General features: G+C 69.4%; 17 protein-coding genes. 6 read left to right on the top strand and 11 right to left on the bottom strand.

Annotation, left to right across the window (positions count from 1 at the left end; all coding sequences use genetic code 11):
* Position 1 precedes the first annotated feature (1 nt).
* The gene (gene minC, locus EOD42_RS11910) at positions 2-751 is read right to left on the bottom strand and encodes a septum site-determining protein MinC (RefSeq protein ID WP_127787735.1); all 750 of its coding nucleotides are present in this window, start codon (positions 749-751) and stop codon (positions 2-4) included.
* Positions 752-996: 245 nt separating this feature from the next.
* Here minC and EOD42_RS11905 point away from each other — a divergent pair, with 245 nt between their 5' ends.
* From EOD42_RS11905 to EOD42_RS11885, 5 genes are read left to right on the top strand one after another with little or no spacing between them, the layout of a single operon-like run.
* A complete protein-coding gene (locus tag EOD42_RS11905; protein ID WP_127787734.1) occupies positions 997-1,968 on the top strand; it encodes a D-2-hydroxyacid dehydrogenase family protein in 972 nt (323 codons plus the stop codon).
* Positions 1,969-1,986: 18 nt separating this feature from the next.
* Positions 1,987-2,793, top strand: coding sequence for an alpha/beta hydrolase (locus tag EOD42_RS11900; protein ID WP_127787733.1), 807 nt, complete (start codon positions 1,987-1,989; stop codon positions 2,791-2,793).
* The gene (gene atzF / locus EOD42_RS11895) at positions 2,790-4,526 is read left to right on the top strand and encodes an allophanate hydrolase (protein ID WP_127787732.1); all 1,737 of its coding nucleotides are present in this window, start codon (positions 2,790-2,792) and stop codon (positions 4,524-4,526) included. The genes EOD42_RS11900 and atzF overlap by 4 nt, the downstream gene beginning before the upstream one ends.
* 5 nt (positions 4,527-4,531) lie before the next feature.
* Positions 4,532-4,906 carry an oxalurate catabolism protein HpxZ gene (hpxZ, locus tag EOD42_RS11890; protein ID WP_127787731.1) on the top strand — a complete coding sequence of 125 codons (375 nt, stop codon included), beginning with the start codon at positions 4,532-4,534 and terminating at the stop codon, positions 4,904-4,906.
* Positions 4,903-6,270 carry a CoA transferase gene (locus EOD42_RS11885; protein WP_127787730.1) on the top strand — a complete coding sequence of 456 codons (1,368 nt, stop codon included), beginning with the start codon at positions 4,903-4,905 and terminating at the stop codon, positions 6,268-6,270. The genes hpxZ and EOD42_RS11885 overlap by 4 nt, the downstream gene beginning before the upstream one ends.
* 117 nt (positions 6,271-6,387) lie before the next feature.
* Here the strand turns inward: EOD42_RS11885 and EOD42_RS11880 are convergent, their stop codons facing one another.
* From EOD42_RS11880 to EOD42_RS11840, 9 genes are all read right to left on the bottom strand, one after another.
* Positions 6,388-7,962, bottom strand: coding sequence for an ABC transporter substrate-binding protein (locus tag EOD42_RS11880; protein WP_127787729.1), 1,575 nt, complete (start codon positions 7,960-7,962; stop codon positions 6,388-6,390).
* A 140-nt stretch (positions 7,963-8,102) separates the two neighbouring features.
* The gene (locus EOD42_RS11875) at positions 8,103-8,609 is read right to left on the bottom strand and encodes a F0F1 ATP synthase subunit B family protein (protein ID WP_127787728.1); all 507 of its coding nucleotides are present in this window, start codon (positions 8,607-8,609) and stop codon (positions 8,103-8,105) included.
* Positions 8,609-9,103: a F0F1 ATP synthase subunit B family protein gene (locus tag EOD42_RS11870; RefSeq protein ID WP_127787727.1), complete on the bottom strand. Its 495-nt coding sequence runs from the start codon at positions 9,101-9,103 to the stop codon at positions 8,609-8,611. Before EOD42_RS11870 ends, EOD42_RS11875 begins: the two co-directional genes overlap by 1 nt.
* 106 nt (positions 9,104-9,209) lie before the next feature.
* Positions 9,210-9,434, bottom strand: a complete 225-nt coding sequence (locus tag EOD42_RS11865; RefSeq protein WP_127787726.1) for an ATP synthase subunit C family protein — start codon at positions 9,432-9,434, stop codon at positions 9,210-9,212.
* Positions 9,435-9,480: 46 nt separating this feature from the next.
* Positions 9,481-10,236 carry a F0F1 ATP synthase subunit A gene (locus tag EOD42_RS11860; protein WP_127787725.1) on the bottom strand — a complete coding sequence of 252 codons (756 nt, stop codon included), beginning with the start codon at positions 10,234-10,236 and terminating at the stop codon, positions 9,481-9,483.
* Between the two features lie 34 nt (positions 10,237-10,270).
* Complete coding sequence (locus EOD42_RS11855; protein ID WP_127787724.1) at positions 10,271-10,564, bottom strand: AtpZ/AtpI family protein; 294 nt, start codon at positions 10,562-10,564, stop codon at positions 10,271-10,273.
* 71 nt (positions 10,565-10,635) lie between these two features.
* Positions 10,636-12,996 carry a putative bifunctional diguanylate cyclase/phosphodiesterase gene (locus EOD42_RS11850; RefSeq protein ID WP_127787723.1) on the bottom strand — a complete coding sequence of 787 codons (2,361 nt, stop codon included), beginning with the start codon at positions 12,994-12,996 and terminating at the stop codon, positions 10,636-10,638.
* Entirely contained in the window at positions 12,993-13,496 is a 504-nt protein-coding gene (locus tag EOD42_RS11845; protein WP_127787722.1) for a hypothetical protein, read from the bottom strand. Before EOD42_RS11845 ends, EOD42_RS11850 begins: the two co-directional genes overlap by 4 nt.
* Before the next feature lie 158 nt (positions 13,497-13,654).
* Entirely contained in the window at positions 13,655-14,737 is a 1,083-nt protein-coding gene (locus EOD42_RS11840) for a TRAP transporter substrate-binding protein (protein ID WP_127787721.1), read from the bottom strand.
* Positions 14,738-14,831: 94 nt separating this feature from the next.
* Here EOD42_RS11840 and EOD42_RS11835 point away from each other — a divergent pair, with 94 nt between their 5' ends.
* Positions 14,832-15,719 carry an NAD(P)-dependent oxidoreductase gene (locus EOD42_RS11835; RefSeq protein ID WP_127787720.1) on the top strand — a complete coding sequence of 296 codons (888 nt, stop codon included), beginning with the start codon at positions 14,832-14,834 and terminating at the stop codon, positions 15,717-15,719.
* A 146-nt stretch (positions 15,720-15,865) separates the two neighbouring features.
* Here EOD42_RS11835 and EOD42_RS11830 read toward each other — a convergent pair whose 3' ends face one another.
* Positions 15,866-16,834, bottom strand: coding sequence for a Bug family tripartite tricarboxylate transporter substrate binding protein (locus EOD42_RS11830; protein ID WP_164867901.1), 969 nt, complete (start codon positions 16,832-16,834; stop codon positions 15,866-15,868).

Here is a 16,834-nt window from a genome sequence, read left to right as displayed (position 1 = left end):
CTCAAAGTTTCTCGAAGCGGAGCGATTCACCATCCAGCCGCACCATGACGGTGCGGCCGATCGGGGCTGCGGTCAGCCCTTCCCGCACGGCGTACAGGCCGGCGATGGCGATCAGTTCCGGGTCGAAGTTCAGTGCGAACACGCGCGCGTCCGGGTTGTCGGCGGCACCCGCCACCGCCCGGCCGCGCAGCGCGCCATAGACATGGATGTTGCCGTCCGCGATCACCTCGGCACCGGGGTTCACGGTGGAGGTGATGATGAGGTCGGCGCCCTCAGCATAGATGCGGCTGCCGCTCCGGACCGGCTGCGTCACGATCATCGCCGTGCGGCCGCTGCCCTGGAAGTCGGAGCGCGGCGCCGGCGGTTCCGCCGGGGCGGGCGCGGGCGCCTGCTCGATCTCCTTCTCGGCGCCGGAGGGGCGCAGGGCCGAGAGCCCGGCGGCGGCCGCGGCCTGGCGCAGCGCGGGGCTGCCGCCCACCACGCCCATGGGCACGATGTCGAGGCCGCGCAGGCCGGCGATCAGCCCGGGGAAATCGATCTCGGCGGGGGTCAGGTTCAGGTCGTCGAGCCCGATGGCGATGGGCGCGAAGCGCAGGAAGCCCGGCGCGCGGCGGAACTGGTCGCCCAGCGCGGGCAGCACCACCTCAGGGCGCCCGTCCAGCAGGCGCAGCACCAGGATGCTGAAATTCCCCGCGCGCAGGCGGAACGCATCGGCTCCGGGCAGTACATGCTGTTGGGCGGCGGAAGTCATCGGGTTCGGTATGCGTCCTGATACGAGAGGCGGTGCGGTGTCATGGGCCAAACGCCGGAGTCCCGCAAACCCCAAGCCTAGCGGAGCGCCTGCCCCAGAAGGAAGCAGAACGCCCTGTGGATAATGGGGATCATCCGGCGGAATGCCAGGAAACTCCGCCCTTTCTCACCACGGATTGACGAAGCACGGGTTTACGGGCCGCATGCGCCCCCAACATCAGCCGCGCATACAAGCAGGAAACCTCCATGCCCGAGATCAAGCGCCTCGCCATCCTGGACGACTACCAGGGCCTGACCCTGTCCCATCCCGACTGGGCCCGGCTGCCCGGCATCGAAAAGACCGTGTTCCAGGACACGCTGAAGGATGAGGACGCGCTGGTGGCCCGGCTGGCGCCCTTCGACGCCATCCTGGCGATGCGTGAGCGCACCCCCTTCCCCCGCAGCCTGATCGAGCGCCTGCCCAATCTCAAGCTCCTCATCACCACGGGCGAGCGCAACCGCGGCATCGACGACGCGGCCTGCAAGGAGCGCGGGATCACCCTCTGCGGCACTTCCAGCTTCGGCGCGCCCACGGTCGAGATCACCTGGGGCCTGATCATCAACATGATGCGCGGCCTGCCGGAACAGGCCGAGAGCATGCGGGCCGGCAACTGGCAGCGCCAGACCCTGCTGGGCGGGGTGGGCAGCACGGTGGAGGGCAAAACCCTCGGCGTGGTCGGCCTCGGCAAGCTCGGCACGCGGGTGGCCAAGGTGGGCCAGGCCTTCGGCATGAAGGTCGTCGCCTGGTCCCAGAACCTGACCGATGAGGCCGCCGCCGCCGTGGGCGCGACGCGCGTCAGCAAGGAGGAACTGCTGCGCACGGCCGATGTCGTGACCCTGCACCTGCTGCTGTCCGAGCGTTCGCGCGGCATCATCGCCGCCCCCGACCTCGCGCTGATGAAGAAGTCCGCGATCATCATCAATACCAGCCGCGGCCCGCTGATCGACCAGGATGCGCTGATCGCGGCGCTGAAGGCCGGGACCATCGCGGGGGCCGGCATCGACGTGTACGACATCGAGCCGATCCCGCCTGCCCATCCCTTGCTCAGCGCGCCGCATGCGCTGCTCACGCCGCATCTGGGCTATGTCTCGGCCGAGAATTTCGCCCAGTATTTCAAGGGTGCGGTGGAGGTGATCGAGGCCTATCTTGCCGGAAGCCCGATCAGGATCATCGGTTAACAGGAGCCCCGTCACCCCATGGATTGGTCCAGCCTCTCGCAGGCAGCACGCGACGCGTCGTTCAACAACAACCTCGCCGTCGCCGACTCGGCGGAACAGATCGCGGAGCGCAACGCGGCCTCGGCCGCCGTGGCGCCCCCCCTGGCCGCGCTGCCCTATGGGGAGACGGAACGCCAGCAATGGGACCTCTGGCCCGCCGAGAACCCGGAGGCGCCGATCCTGGTCTTCATCCATGGGGGCTACTGGCAGCGCAACCGCCGGCAGGATTTCTTCTGCATGGCCGAAGGCGCGCGGGCCATGGGCTGGGGCTTCGCCCTCTGCGGCTATGACCTGTGCCCGGACGTGACGCTGACGGGGCTGACCTGGCAGATCCACAAGGCGCTGGACTGGCTGTCCGCCCATGGCGGGGAGCACGGCATGTCCGGCCCGGTGGTGCTGTCCGGCTGGTCGGCCGGCGGGCACCTGGCGGCGATGGGCGCCGAGCACCCGGCCGTGAGCGCCGCCATCGCCATCTCCGGCATCTTCGAGCTGGGGCCGCTGCGCGACACCTACCTCAACACCGCCCTGAAGCTGACGGATGAGGAAATCGCGGAGCTGTCGCCGATCCGCCGGCCGGTGGTGCAGAAGCCGATCCTCGTCACCTATGGCAGCGCGGAGTTGCCGGCGCTGGTGCAGCAGTCGCGGGATTTCCACGCCTATCGCTCCGCGCATCATGCGCCGGGGCCGCTGCTGCCCATTCCGGGCGCCGAGCATTTCTCGGTGCTGCGCGCCCTGCGCCAGCCTGACGGCGCGCTGCTGCGCGCGGCGGCGGAACTGCTGAAATGAGCCTGCCGACCATCGCCTCCTTGGGCGGCTTCTACGCCGCCGGCGGTTCCCCGGTGGAGGTGGCGGAAGCCACCCTCGCCCGGATCGATGCCGTCGCCGACCCCGCGCTGTTCATCACGCGCGTGCCGCCGGAGGATGTGCGCGCCCGCGCCGCCCAGTTGGCGGCGGAGGGGCCGCAGGGCCGGGCGCTGTTCGGCATTCCCTTCGTGGTGAAGGACAACATCGCGGTGGCGGGCATCGCCATGACCGCCGCCTGCCCCGACTTTTCCCATATTCCCGAGGATGACGCCCCGGCCGTGGCCCGCTTGCTGGAGGCCGGGGCCATCCTGCTGGGCAAGGTCAATCTGGACCAGTTCGCCACCGGGCTGAACGGCAGCCGCAGCCCCTATGGCACGCCGCGCAACGCGGTGGTGCCGACCCATGTGCCCGGCGGCTCCTCCTCCGGTTCCGCCTCTGCCGTCGCGGCCGGGATCGCGGCCTTCTCGCTGGGCACCGACACCGCCGGCAGCGGCCGCGTGCCGGCCGCCGCGCAGGAGCTGGTAGGGCTGAAGCCCAGCCTGGGGCTGATCCCCACGCGCGGCGTGGTGCCCGCCTGCCGCAGCCTGGATTGCGTCTCGGTCTTCGCCCACACCATCGCCGACGCGGCCGAGGTGCTGCGCGTGGCCGCGGGCCCGGATGCGCAGGACCCCTATTCCCGCACCGCCCCGCCCGGCTGGCAGCCCGTCAGCGCGCCGCAGCCGGCCTGGCGCCTGGCCGTGCCGCATCAGAAGGAGCTGGTGTTCGAGACGCCGGAGGACGAGAGGCGCTTCGACGCCGCGCTGGCCCGTGCCGAGGCGATCGGCGCCACCATCACCCGCGTGACGATCAAGCCGCTGCTGGCCGTCGCCCGCCGCCTGTATGACGGCGCCTGGGTGGCCGAGCGGACCTCCGCCCTGAAGGACCGCGTCGAGGAGAACCCCGGCAGCCTGCACCCCGTGACCCGCGCCATCCTGGAGGATGGGCTGGAGCGCCGGACGGTGGACGCCTTTGCCGATTTCCACGCGGTGGCCGAGGCACGCCTCGTCTCCCGCGCCATCTTCGCCGCCGCCGATGCGCTGCTGCTGCCGACCCATCCCGGCCTGCCGAGCCTGGAGGAAATGGCCGCCCACCCGATCGCGGCCAATTCGCGGCTGGGCACCTACACCAATTTCGTGAACCTCTGTGACCTGGCGGGCATCGCGGTGCCCAATGGCCGGCGCGAGGACGGCATTCCCTGCGGCGTCACCTTCCTGGCGCCCGCCTTCACCGAGGGGCGCATCAGCGCGCTGGCCGCCGCCTTCACCGGCGAGGCCCTCCAGGCCCCCGCCGTGGCGGCTGACGAGGTGGAGCTGTTCTGCATCGGCGCGCATATGGCCGGGCTGCCTCTGAATCCGCAGGTGCTGGGCCATGGCGGGCGTTTCCTGCGCACCGCCACCACGGCGCCGCTGTATCGCCTCTACGCCATGGGCCATCGCCCCGGCATGGTGCGGGTGAGCGAGGGCGGCGGTTCCGTCGCCGGCGAGGTCTGGGCGCTGCCCGCCGCCTCGCTTGGCCCCTTCCTGGCCGAGATCCCGCCGCCGCTGGGCTTCGGCCGCGTCACGCTGTCGGATGGCGGCAATCCGCTCGGCTTCCTGTGCGAGGCCGCCGGCGCCGAGGGCCAGCCCGAGATCACCGCGCTGGGCGGCTGGCGCGCCTATCTGGCCACGAAGGGCTGACCCGCATGGAAGTGAACAACCCCGAGGCCCTGGCCGAGCTGACTGCCGCCTTTCAGCGCTATGAGCAGGCGCTGGTCACCAACGACGTGGCCGTGCTGGACGAGCTGTTCCGCATGGCGCCCGAGACCGTGCGCTATGGCGTGGCCGAGCACCTGTATGGCCATGAGGAAATCGCGGCCTTCCGCGCCGCCCGCCCGGCCGTGGGGCTGGCGCGCACGCTGACGCGCACCGTCATCACCACCTATGGCCGCGATGCCGGCACCGCCTGGACCGAGTTCACGCGTGAGGGCCAGCCGCGCAACGGCCGCCAGACCCAGGCCTGGATCCGCTTCCCCGAGGGCTGGCGCGTGGTGGCGGCCCATGTCAGCCTCGCTGGATGATCCTTGCTGATGTGCTGAAGGCCGCCGGCCTGCCCGTTTCCCTGGCCGATCATGCGAAGCTGCCGGGGCAGGAACCGGTGCTGCCGTCCTCCTTCCGCGTGGATGCGGTGGCGCAGGCCAGCATCGCCGCCAGCGCCCTGGCGGCGGCGGCCGTGCACCATGCCCGCGGCGGGCCGATGCAGACAGTGACGGTGCCGATGCGCGACGCCGCCATCGCCTTTCGCGGCGAACGCCACCTGCGCCAGGGCAACGAGCCGGCGCGCGAGGGCTGGGACAGCATCGCCGGCCTGTACCGCACCCGCGACCGCTGGGTGCGGCTGCACACCAATTTCCCGCACCACCGCGCCGGCATCATCAGGCTGCTGGGGGTGGAGGGCACGCGCGAGGCCGTGGCCGCCGCCCTGGCCCAGCGCGGTTCGGTGGATTTCGAGACCGAGGCGACCGCCGCCGGCATGTGCGTCTCCGCCTGCCGCAGCCAGGCCGAATGGTTCGCCCACCCGCATTACGAGGCCATCGCCGCCCAGCCGCTGCTGATCATCGAGCGCATCGGCGACGCGCCGCGCAAGCCGCTGCCCGAGGCCGCGCACCGCCCGCTGACAGGCATGCGCGTGCTGGACCTGACGCGCGTGATCGCGGGGCCCGTCGGCGCCCGCACCCTGGCCCTGCATGGCGCCGATGTGCTGCACATCACCGCGCCGCACCTGCCCAGCATCCCGGCCCTGGTGATGGAGACCGGCCCCGGCAAGCGTTGCGCCGAGCTGGACCTGCGGACCGACGCCGCCCGTTTCGCCGAGCTGGTGAAGGGTGCCGATTGCGTCATGCAATCCTATCGCCAGGGCGCGCTGGCAGGCCTCGGCTTCTCCGACGAGAAGCTGGCCGAGCTGAATCCCGGCATCGTCGTCACGCATCTGTCGGCCTATGGCGTGCAGGGCCCCTGGGCCAACAAGCGCGGCTTCGACAGCCTGGTGCAGACGGCCACCGGCATGAACGCCGAGGAAGCCGCCGCCGCCGGCGAGGACACGCCGCGCGCCCTGCCCTGCCAGGCGCTGGACCATGCCAGCGGCTATCTGCTGGCGCTGGGCACCATGGCGGCCTGGCTGCGCCGGGCAGAGGAAGGCGGCAGCTGGCGTGTGCGCGTCTCGCTGGCGCGCACCGGGCATTGGCTGCGCGGGCTGGGGCGGCTGGAGAACGGCTTCGCGGTCAAGGAACCGACGCAGGAGGATGTGGCCGACCTGCTGGAAACCCATGAGACGGGCTTCGGGCTGCTGACCTCGGTGAAGCCGCCGGAGCATATGGAATTGACCCCGTGTTACGCGGCGATGCCGGCCATGCCGTTGGGGAGCCATACGGCGCGGTGGCTGTAATCGTTCTTTTTTGAAAAAAAGAACCAAAAAATTTTTGATAGTTAAATGGGCCCAGCCATCAAAGGCCAGGCCCACTCGCAAAAGTCTTTTTGCTTCTTTTTCTACAGAAAAAGAAGATTAGTTCCCAATCCGCACAAACCGCAGCGGAAAGTAGTTATCCGCCGGCTGAACCAGCGTCACGTTGCTGCGCGCCGCCCAGACGATCTGCTGCTGGTGCAGCGGGATATAGCCCACATCCTCCTGGATCATCCGCGTCGCCTGGGTGATCTGCGCCTGGCGCTGGGCGGGGTCGGTCTCGACCGCGATCTGGTCGATCAGCGCGTCCAGGCGCGGGTTGGAGTAGCCGCCATTGTTGAACACGCCACGGGCCCCGTTGCGCGTGCCGGCCAGGCTGAACAGCACGTTGTGCGCGTCATAGGTGTTGGGCGTCCAACCCAGCAGATAGAAGCTGGTGTTGTAGCGGGGGGCGTTCACCTCGGCGAAGAAGCGCACGCGGGTCTGGGCGGCCAGCGTCACGCGCACGCCCACCCGCGCCAGCATGGCGACGATGGCGGTGCAGACGGCCTCATCGTTCACATAGCGGTCGTTCGGGCAGTCCATCGTCACGCCGAAGCCGTTCGGGTAGCCCGCCTCGGTCAGCAACGCGCGTGAGGCAGCGGGGTCATAGGGCAGGCGCTGGTCGTTCGCCTCCAGGAAGCCGTTCACGCCCGGGCCCATCAACTGCCCGGTCACGCGGGACTGGCCGCGCATCACGCGCGTGTGGATGGCCTGCATGTCGATCGCCTGATAGACGGCGCGCCGCACACGGACATCCTGGAACGGGTTGCGGCCGCGCACGTCGCTCTTCAGCAGCTCCGCGCGCATCTGGTCCATGCCGAGGTAGATGGTGCGCAGCTCGGCGCTCTGGATCACGCGCATGTTGGGCGCGCGGCTGATGCGGTCCACATCCTGCGGCGGCACGGTGTAGACCATGTCCACCTCGCCCGAGAGCAGGGCGGCCACGCGGGTCGCGTCATTGGCGATGACGTTGAACTCGACGCGGGTCAGGTTATGGGTCGGCGTGTCCCACCAGTTAGGGTTCGGCACCAGCACGGTGCGGCGGTCGGGCTCACGGCTCTGCACCATGAAGGGGCCGGTGCCCATCGCGTTGCGGGTGGCGAAGTTCTCCTCGCGGCTGGTCAGGTCGGCCACGCGCTGCGCGCCGTTCCGCTCCGACCAGGCGCGGGACATGATGCCGATATTGGTGATTTCCTCGACCAGGATCGGGTTCGGCCGTTCCGTCACGATGTCGACGGTGAAGTCGTCGACCTTGTTCACCGCCGTGACCGAGGCGAAGTTGCCGGTCATGTTGGAGCCGGGGCCGCGCGCGCGCGCGATGGAGAACACCACGTCATCGGCGGTGAAGGGCGAGCCGTCGGAGAACTTCACGTTCCGGCGCAGGTGGAAGCGCCAGGTGGTGGGGTTCACCAGCTCCCAACGCTCGGCCAGGGCTGCTTCCACCCGGAGCTGACGGTCGCGTCGGACCAGCGGCTCATAGATGTTGGCGTTGAAGGAGAGCAGGAAGGTCTCGGACCGCGTATAGGGATCGAGCGAATTGACGTCGCCGTCATTGGCCCAGCGGAAGACATTGGCCTGGGCGATGCCGGTCAGCGCCGAAGTGGCGAGCAGGGCAGCCGCGAGAAGCTTCTTCATTGTTGTTGCCTCACCTGGATGGACCGGGGGAGGCTAATGGCAGGCCCCGCGCTTCGGAAGCGAGATCACGCGGCGGCATATAAAAGAAAAGGGCCGGCACGAGGCCGGCCCTGATCGATTTTTCGGCAGAAACCGCGGGATCAGGCGGCGCGAAGCGCGTTCGGGATCCCGGCGACGGCCTGGTCGACCAGCGCCGCGTCGGTTTCGGCCGTCAGCGTTTCCGCGATCACGGCACGGGCAGCCTGGGCGGCCACCTCGGCCGCGGCGCTGCGCACCTGGGCCAGGGCGCTCGCTTCGGCAGCGGCGATGCGGTCCATCGCCATCTTCTCCCGGCGGGCGGCAGCCTGCGCGGCTTCGGCGGCGGCGGCGGCAGCCACGCGCTCGGCCTCGGCCTTCGCGCGGGCAACCATCTGCTCGGCTTCGGCGATGGCGGCGATGCGCTCGGCCTCGGCCCGCTTCAGCATGGCTTCGGCTTCCACCTTGAGTCGGGAGGCTTCGGCCAGCTCATCGGCGATGCGCTTGCTGCGGGCATCCAGCTTCTCGGTGATCACCCCCCAGCCCTTCTTCGCCAGCAGGATGAAGAAGATCAGGAAGCTGATGGCGACCCAGAATTTCGGATCCAGCCAGAAATGCTCGTAATGGTGCATCAGGCAGCCCCCCGGCTGGCCAGCGAGCGGCCCACGGCCGACTGCACGGCGTTGGCATCGGCATGGCCGATCAGCTTGGAGACGAGCGCGGTCGCGGTCTCGGTCGCCACGGTTCCGATGGCCGACATGGCGGCGTCACGGGCGGTGGAGATCCGGGCCTCGGCGGCGTCGATCTGCTGGGAAAGCTTCGCGTTCAGCGCCTCGGCTTCGGCCTGGGCCTTGGCATTGGCGTCCGCCACGGCAGCGGCGATCGCGGCCTGGGCTTCGGCACGGGCCTTGGCCGTCGCGGCGTTCAGTTCCGCCAGGGCGGCATCGGCCTGCTGCTTGGAAGCACGTGCGGCTTCAAGGTCGGCGGAGATGCGCGCGGCCCGATCCTCCAGCACGCTGCCCACGCGGGGAAGCACGAAGGAGCTCAGCACGAAATAGAAGGCGCCGAAGATGATCAGCAGCCACACCGCCTGCGAGAGGAGCAGCGGATCCTGGAACTGCGGCATAGGTCGGGCCTCCTTGTTCCCTTCGTAAAGCGTCGGGGCCGGCCCTAGGACCAGCCCTTCCACTAAAGATCAGCAACAGGCGGGCATTATGCCCGCCCGCGTCGGATCAGGCGAAGAGAATGAGGAAGGCGATCAGCAGGGCGAACAGCGCCACGGCTTCCGTCAGGGCGAAGCCCAGGATGCCGATGGGGAACACCGTGTCGCGCGAGGCCGGGTTACGGGCCACGGACGCGATCAGGGTGGAGAAGATGTTGCCCATGGCCAGGCCGACGCCGAAGAGGGCGAGAACGGCAATACCGGCACCGATGGCCTTCGCGGCAGCGACTTCCATTTGTTAGATCCTTCCTTAGGGAATTGATGCTTTCTGCCTGTCCGACTTAGTGCAGGTGCACTGCGTCGTGCAGGTAGATGCAGGTGAGGATGGCGAACACATAGGCTTGCAGGAACGCCACCAGCAACTCGAAGCCCATCAGCGCCACGTTCAGAGACAGCGGCAGCAGGGACAACACGGGACCCACCACGCCCAGGCCGGCCAGCATCACCACGAAGGTGGCGAACACCTTCAGCATCACGTGACCGGCCACCATGTTGGCGAACAGACGGATGGAGAGGCTGAGCGGACGGGACAGGTAGGAGACGACCTCGACCGGGATGATGATGGGCGCCAGCCACAGCGGCGCGCCTTCCGGGAAGAAGTAGCCGAAGAAGTGCCAGCCGTGACGGGCCAGCGCGACACCGGTCACGGTGATGATCACGATGGCCGCCAGGCCGAAGGTGACCACGATGTGAGAGGTGTAGGTGAAGGCATAGGGCAGCAGGCCGAGCACATTGCCCAGCAGCACGAACATGAACAGCGCGAACACGAAGGGGAAGTAGCGCTTGCCCTCCTCGCCGACCTGCTCGACCACCATGCCCATGATGAATTCGTAGGCCGATTCGGCCAGGCCCTGCAGGCGACCCGGAACCAGGGCGCGGGCGCCCATCCCGATCGTCATCAGCGCGAGCACGATGATGACGGCATAGAGCATGTGCAGGTTCGACTGGGTGAAGTTCACCGAGGCACCCAGGGGGCCGAGGGTGGTGTTCAGCTCGAACTGGCTGAGTGCGTCGATCGCCTTGCCTTCCGCCGCCACGAAGATGCTCCCCTCGGATATAAGTAGCCGTCAGTTACCGGTCACGCTGCCCAGGGCGGAAGAGACGATACACGTTCAACACCCCGGCCGCGCTGCCCACGACGAACATCACAAGGAAGAGCCAGGGCCAGGTGCCGAGCCAGCGGTCGAGCCCGTAGCCGATGGCCACGCCCACCACCAGGGCCGAGACAACCTCGACCCCCGCACGCATACCAAACCCCCATGGGTTTTTCGGAGCATCCCCGACCTTGGCCTTCGGTGGCCGCTGCAACCCGTTGCGGGTGCGCGCCGCGTTCAGCCTGGCGTCGAAACCGTCCTTGTCACCCATATCGCTCCTCCTGCGGATGCCCGCTGAAGGCATGGGGCGGATACGGTTTCACCCAAAAGGTGTCAACCCGTTCACGCGCTCAGCGGCATGCTTTCCTGATGTTTTGCAGCGATGAGGCCGGGAATCGCCTCCGCCGGTTGCGGACGCGCCAGCAGGAAGCCCTGTACCATGTCGCATCCCAGCTTCCGCAACGCCAGCATCTGGCCTTCGGTTTCCACCCCTTCGGCCACCACACGCGCCCCCAACCCGTGCGCCAGCCGCACCACCGTGTCCACGATGCGGCCCGAGGCGGCGCTCGATTCCAGGTCGCGCACAAAGCTGCGATCCACCTTCAGCACGTCGATCGGCAGCATCTGCAGGTAGTTCAGGGAGGAGAATCCGGTGCCGAAATCGTCGAGCGCGACGCGCACCCCCATCTCGCGCAGGGAAAGCAGCATCTGGCGCGCGCCCTCGCTGTCGCCGATGAAGGTGCTTTCGGTCACCTCCACCTCCAGCAGGCTGGAAGGCAGGCCCGATTCAGCCAGCACGCTGCGCACCAGCTCCAGCGCCTCGCTCAGCCCGATCAGCTCACCGGAGAGATTGACGGCCACCGGCAGTTCCAGCCCCTGCCCACGCCATTCCATCGCCTGGCGGGCGGCGCTGCGCAGCACGAAGGCGGCCATGGGCAGGGCCAGCCCCGCTTCCTCGGCCAGCGGCACGAACTCGCCGGGTGAGATCGCGCCGCGCTCCGGGTGGTTCCAGCGGATCAGCGCCTCCACGCCCACCACGCGGCGGTCCTCCAGGCAGAATTTGGGCTGATAGGCCAGGTGCAGATGCCCGCCCGCGAGCGCCGCCGCCAGTTCGCCCTGCAGCCTGCGCCGCGCCAGCGCCTCGCCCTCCATGTCCGGGCTGAAGGCCATGTAGCGCCCGCGTCCCGCGCGCCGCGCGGTGGTCAGGGCCAGGTCGGCGCGCGCCATCATCGTCTCGGGCGAGACGCCGCTGCCCTCCCCTTCGCCCAGTATGGCCAGGCCCAGGCTGGCGCCGGAGCGGATCGCGATCTCACCCAGCTGGAAGGGCTGGGCCAGGGATTGGACGATGCGGCTGGCCAGCAGCAGGCCGTCGCCCTCTGCGTTCAGTCGCTGCAGCACGGCGAATTCATCCCCGCCTAGCCGCGCCAGCATGTCCTGCGGGCGGATCAGCCCGCCCAGCCGCCGGGCGACCGCCATCAGCATGGTGTCGCCCATCGCCTGGCCATGGGTGTCGTTCACGGAACGGAAGCCGTCGATGTCCACCAGATGCAGCGCCAGATGCCCCGGCTCCTGCCGCAGCCGGCGGGCCAGTTCCTGGTTGAACAGCATGCGGTTCGGCAGGTCGGTCAGCGCGTCGTGCTCCGACAGGTGGCGGGCGCGCTGCTCCGCCTGGCGGCGCTGCGTCACGTCCAGGCCGGTGCGCAGCACCTGCCACACCCGGCCCTGCGCATCGAACAGCGGGATGGTGGTGGTCAGCAGGCAGCGCGGGTGGCCGAAGCGGTCCGTCGCCTCGCGCTCCAGCGGCGCGATGGGGCGGCCGGTCATCAGCACCTGGGCCACGTCGTGCTCGATATCGGCCGAGAGCCCGGCATCGCTCGGCCGGCGGCCCAGCAGCTGGGCCTCCGTCCGGCCCGAGAAATCCTGCAGCGCGCGGTTGCCGAAGGTGAAGCGGCGGTCGGCGTCGAAGGTCGAGATCATCGCGGGCACGCCATCCACCAGCGCCCGCAGCGTGTCCGATGCCTGATGCGCCTCATGCCCCGCGCGTTCGGCCGCGCGCTGCGCGCGCCTGGCGCGCCGGCCGGCCAGCGCCAGCATCCAGACCAGCGCCCCGGCCGAGCCCAGCAGCAGGAAGAAGCCCAGGATCAGCAGCCGCAGGCGCGACGCGATGGCCAGCAGCTCCTCACGCGCATAGTCCTGGCGCATGCCGTTCATCTCGGTCGCGCTGTCCTGCAGCGGCTGCTCCAGCGTGCGGATCAGGGAAAGGACGCGGGCGGGGTCACCGCCGCGGGCGTTCAGGCCGTCCTCGATCTCGCGCATCAGGCGCAGCATGGTGGGCATGGCCTCGTGCAGGCGGCGAAGGCCGGACAGGTCCCGCTGCTCCGCATCGCCGGTCAGCTGCTGGATGCGGCCCCAGAGCAGCTCCAGGCGCAGGGCCAGTTCCTCCCGCGCCTCCGGGCTGTCCTGCAGGCTGGCGCGGGTCAGGGCGGTGGCCATGCGCTCGGCCTCGACCCGGGCCTGCATGAGTACCCAAAGGCCGAATCGGCTCTGCTCGCCCTCGATGCGGAAGCGTTCCACGGCGCCGCCCAGGCCCAGCCCCAGCCCGCCCGCCGACAGACCGCCCAGCAGCCCCGCCGCCAGCAGCCCGTTCCGCCAGTTGAGGCGCCGGCGCCAGAAGGCCAGCAGCTCCGTCCAGCGGCCCATCATGCGAACTCCAGCCTGGTCAGCTGCCAGGTGGAGCGCCGGTGATAGAGTGGGGTGTCGAGCGCCGGCCGCTCGGTCCAGGGGTAGAGCAGCCAGAAGGGGCCGCGGTCCCGCACCGGCATCAGCGCACCGCCATGGCGCCAGGCCAGGAACAGGCCGTTCTCGCGCGCATCCTCCATCGGCAGCGTCATGCGGTAGCTGTCCAGCGCCTCCAGCTCCAGCACGGTGGCGGCCAGCGCCGCATCGGGCAGCAGGCGCCACAGGGGCCGTCCCTCGAAGCGTTGCGGGCCGGCGGTCCAGGGGGTGTGGGTCAGCAGCGTATCGCGCGGCGCGGCGTCCAGCACGGCGCGCTCCAGGACCATGCCTTCACGCGCGCCGCGCGCCCGGATCACCAGGCAGTTCTCACCGGCTGCCTCCGCTTCTCCGGCAGAGAGAGCCAACCCCACCAGGGGCGGGAAGGTGGCGCAGAAACGACGGCGCCGAGCAGTAACGGTATGCGGCATGGGCGGGTACTCCGGCCCGGACTATCCTGGCCCGGGTCCCGCAGCATCCGCCGAATAAACGAATAAACTCTTAGCCGTGGGCGCTTCCGTTCGATCTCGAAACGGACGCGCCGGAATGCTTCGGCGGCCCGGGGGAAGCGCCCGGGCCGCCGGCGGCCTCAGCGCTGCTGCTGCGCCGCGAGCGAGAGGAAGTTCGCGAGGCTGTCCTCGGCGATGCGGAACCACTGGGTCTGGTCCATGCGGTACTTGTCCCACTCCGCGTGGATGCGCTTGAAGCGGGCATTGTTGTTGCCCAGTTCCGCGTACAGTTCCTGCGCCGAGCGATAGCAGGCCATTAGCACGTCACGCGGGAAGATGCGCAGCTGCGTGCCGGATGCCACCAGCCGGCGCAGCGCCTGCGGGTTCAGCGAGTCGTAGCGCGCGGCCATCCAGTGCCAGGCCTCGGCGCAGGCGGTTTCCAGAATGACCTTGTAGTGGTTCGGCAGCGCCTCATAGGCGGCCGGGTTCACCATCAGGTCGATGCTGGGCGCGTATTCCCACCAGCCCGGCGCGTAATAGAAGCGGGCGACGCGCTGGAAGCCCAGCTTCTCGTCATCATAGGGGCCGACCCATTCGGCGCCGTCGATCACGCCGCGCTCCAGCGCCGGATAGATGTCCGCGCCGCCGATCTGCTGCGCCACCACGCCCAGCTTCTGCAGCACCGCGCCGCCGAAGCCCGCGATGCGGAACTTCAGCCCCTGCAGGTCCTGCACGGTGTTGATCTCGCGCCGGAACCAGCCGCCCATCTGCGCGCCGGTGTTGCCGGCCGGAATGCCGATCACGCCCTGGTCGCGATAGACCTCGCGCAGCAGCTCACGCCCGCCGCCCTCATTCAGCCAGGACCAGTTCTGCCGGCCGGAAAGGCCGAAGGGCAGGCAGGTGGCGATCGACAGGCTGGGGTCCTTGCCCAGGTAGTAATAGGCGCTGGTGTAGCCGCACTCGACACTGCCCTGCCCCACCGCATCCATCACGGACAGGGCGGGCACCACCTCACCGGGGCCGAAGGGCTGCAGGTCGAAGGCGCCGTCGGTCATTTCCCGCACGCGGCGGCAGATGCGTTCCTGCGTGCCGTAGAGCGTGTCCAGGCTCTTTGGAAAGCTGCCCGGCATGCGCCAGCGGATGCGGGTCTGGGCGTGGGTAATGGCCGGGGCAGCAAGCGCGGATGCGACCGCGCTCGCAGCCAGCAGGCTGCGACGTTCCATGGACTGATCCTTCCCTGTTTTAGTCTTATGGGCCAAGCTTGGCGGCGAACGGGCGTTTCTGCAATCGCCCGATAGAGAGGATGTCTGGAAACACATGGAACGCGTCGGTTTTATCGGCCTCGGCAACATGGGCCGCGGCATGGCCAGCAATCTGCGCCGCAAACAGTTCCCGCTGACGGTCTATGACCTGAACCCCGCCCCCGTCGCGGCGCTGGGCGAACTGGGTGCCGAATCGGCCGACAGCGTCGAGGCCCTGGCCCGCCACAGCAACATCGTGGTCACCATGCTGCCCGGCCCGAAGGAGGTTTCCGCCACCGCCGAGCAGCTGCTGTGCAAGATGGCGCCGGGCAGCATCCTGATGGACAGCTCCACCGTGGACCCCGAGACCACCGACGCGCTGGCCAAGGCCGCCGCCGCCCGGGGCGTGGGCTTCGTGGATGCCCCCGTCGGCCGCCTGGCCGCCCATGCGGCGCGCGGCGAAAGCCTGTTCATGGTCGGCGCCTCGGATGCCGACTTCGCCCGCGTGAAGCCGCTGCTGGAGGCCATGGGCACCACCGTGCACCATTGCGGCGGCCCGGGCACCGGCACCCGCACCAAGCTGGTGAACAACTACCTGGCCATCATCCTGTGCCAGCTGAACGCGGAGGCGCTGTCCCTCTCGGCCGCCTTCGGGCTGGACCTGGAGAAGACGCTGGACGTCATCCACGGCACCACCGCCACCAACGGCCAGCTGAAGATCAACTGGCCGGACAAGGTGCTGAAGGGCGACACCGCCCCGGGCTTCGCCATCGACCTGGCGCACAAGGACCTGTCGCTGATCGTCCAGGCCGCCAACGCCGCCCGCGTGCCCCTGCCGGTGGCCGCCGCCGCGCGTGAGGCCTTCAGCACCGCCCGCGCCCAGGGCTTCGGCAAGAACGACTTCTCCGCCATCCTGGACGCGCAGTGCAAGCTGGCAGGCGTGCCGGCGCCACGGCTGAAGTAGGGGGCACGGCAGGGGGCTTCGCCCCCTGGACCCCGACCAAGGGCGCTGCCCTTGGAACCCGCAAAGGGTCGTAGCGACCCTTTGAACCCTTGAGTCTTCTGAAAGTTCGGGGAAGGGGTCCGGGGGCAAGGCCCCCGGCGCGCACCCTACTCCAGCCTTGCGCCGGCGGCCCGCAGGATGGGTCCCCAGCGTTCGTATTCGGCCCGCACCAGGGGGATCATCTCGGCCGGCGTCAGCAGGCTGACGGTATCGAAGCCCTGGGCGGTGACGCGCGCCACGGCGGCGCGGTCGGCCATCATGTTCTTCGCGCAGTCGTACAGGCGGTTCACGATCGGCGCCGGCGTGCCCGCCGTGACGGCGAAGCCGAACCAGGTGGCCATCTCATAGCCCGCGATGCCGCTTTCCTGCATGGTCGGCACATCAGGCAGGAAGGCGGAGCGCGTGGCCGAGGTCACGGCCAGCGCCCGCAGCGTGCCGGACCGGATGCCCTGCAGCAGGGTCGAGATGTTGTAGAAGGCGAAATCCACCTCGCCGGTCTGGGCCGCCAGGATACCCTGGGGCGCGCCGCGATAGGGCACATGCACCAGCTCCAGCCCCGCCATCTGCCCGAACATCGCCGAGGACACATGGTGGGTGCTGCCCACCCCGCCCGAGGAATAGGTCAGCTTGCCGGGGTTCGCCTTGGCCGCCGCCACGATATCCGCCACCGAGCGGAACGGGCTTTCCGCCCGCACGATCAGCGCGTTGCTGACGGCCACCATGCGGGTGACATAGGTGAAGTCCTTCAGCGGATCGAAGGGCAGGCTGGGGTAGATGTGCGGATTGAAGGCCACCCCGGTCTGGCCCATCGTGATCAGCGTGTAGCCGTCCGGGGTGCCGCGCGCGACCTGGCCCATGGCCAGGTTGCCGTTGGCCGAGGGGCGGTTTTCCACCACCACCGGCTGGCCGAGCTGGCCGGTGAAATGCTCGGCCATCATGCGCGTCATGATGTCCACCGAGCTGCCGGCCGCCAGCGGCGAGATGAAGGTGATGGGGCGCGCGGGCCAGGCCTGCGCGCGCGCCGGAAGCGGCAAGGCTGCCAAGGGCAGGCCGGCCAGGAAATCTCGTCTCTGCAT

Source organism: Rhodovarius crocodyli (genome assembly GCF_004005855.1).
GTDB lineage: Bacteria > Pseudomonadota > Alphaproteobacteria > Acetobacterales > Acetobacteraceae > Rhodovarius > Rhodovarius crocodyli.
This window is presented reverse-complemented; position numbering and strand designations above follow the sequence as displayed.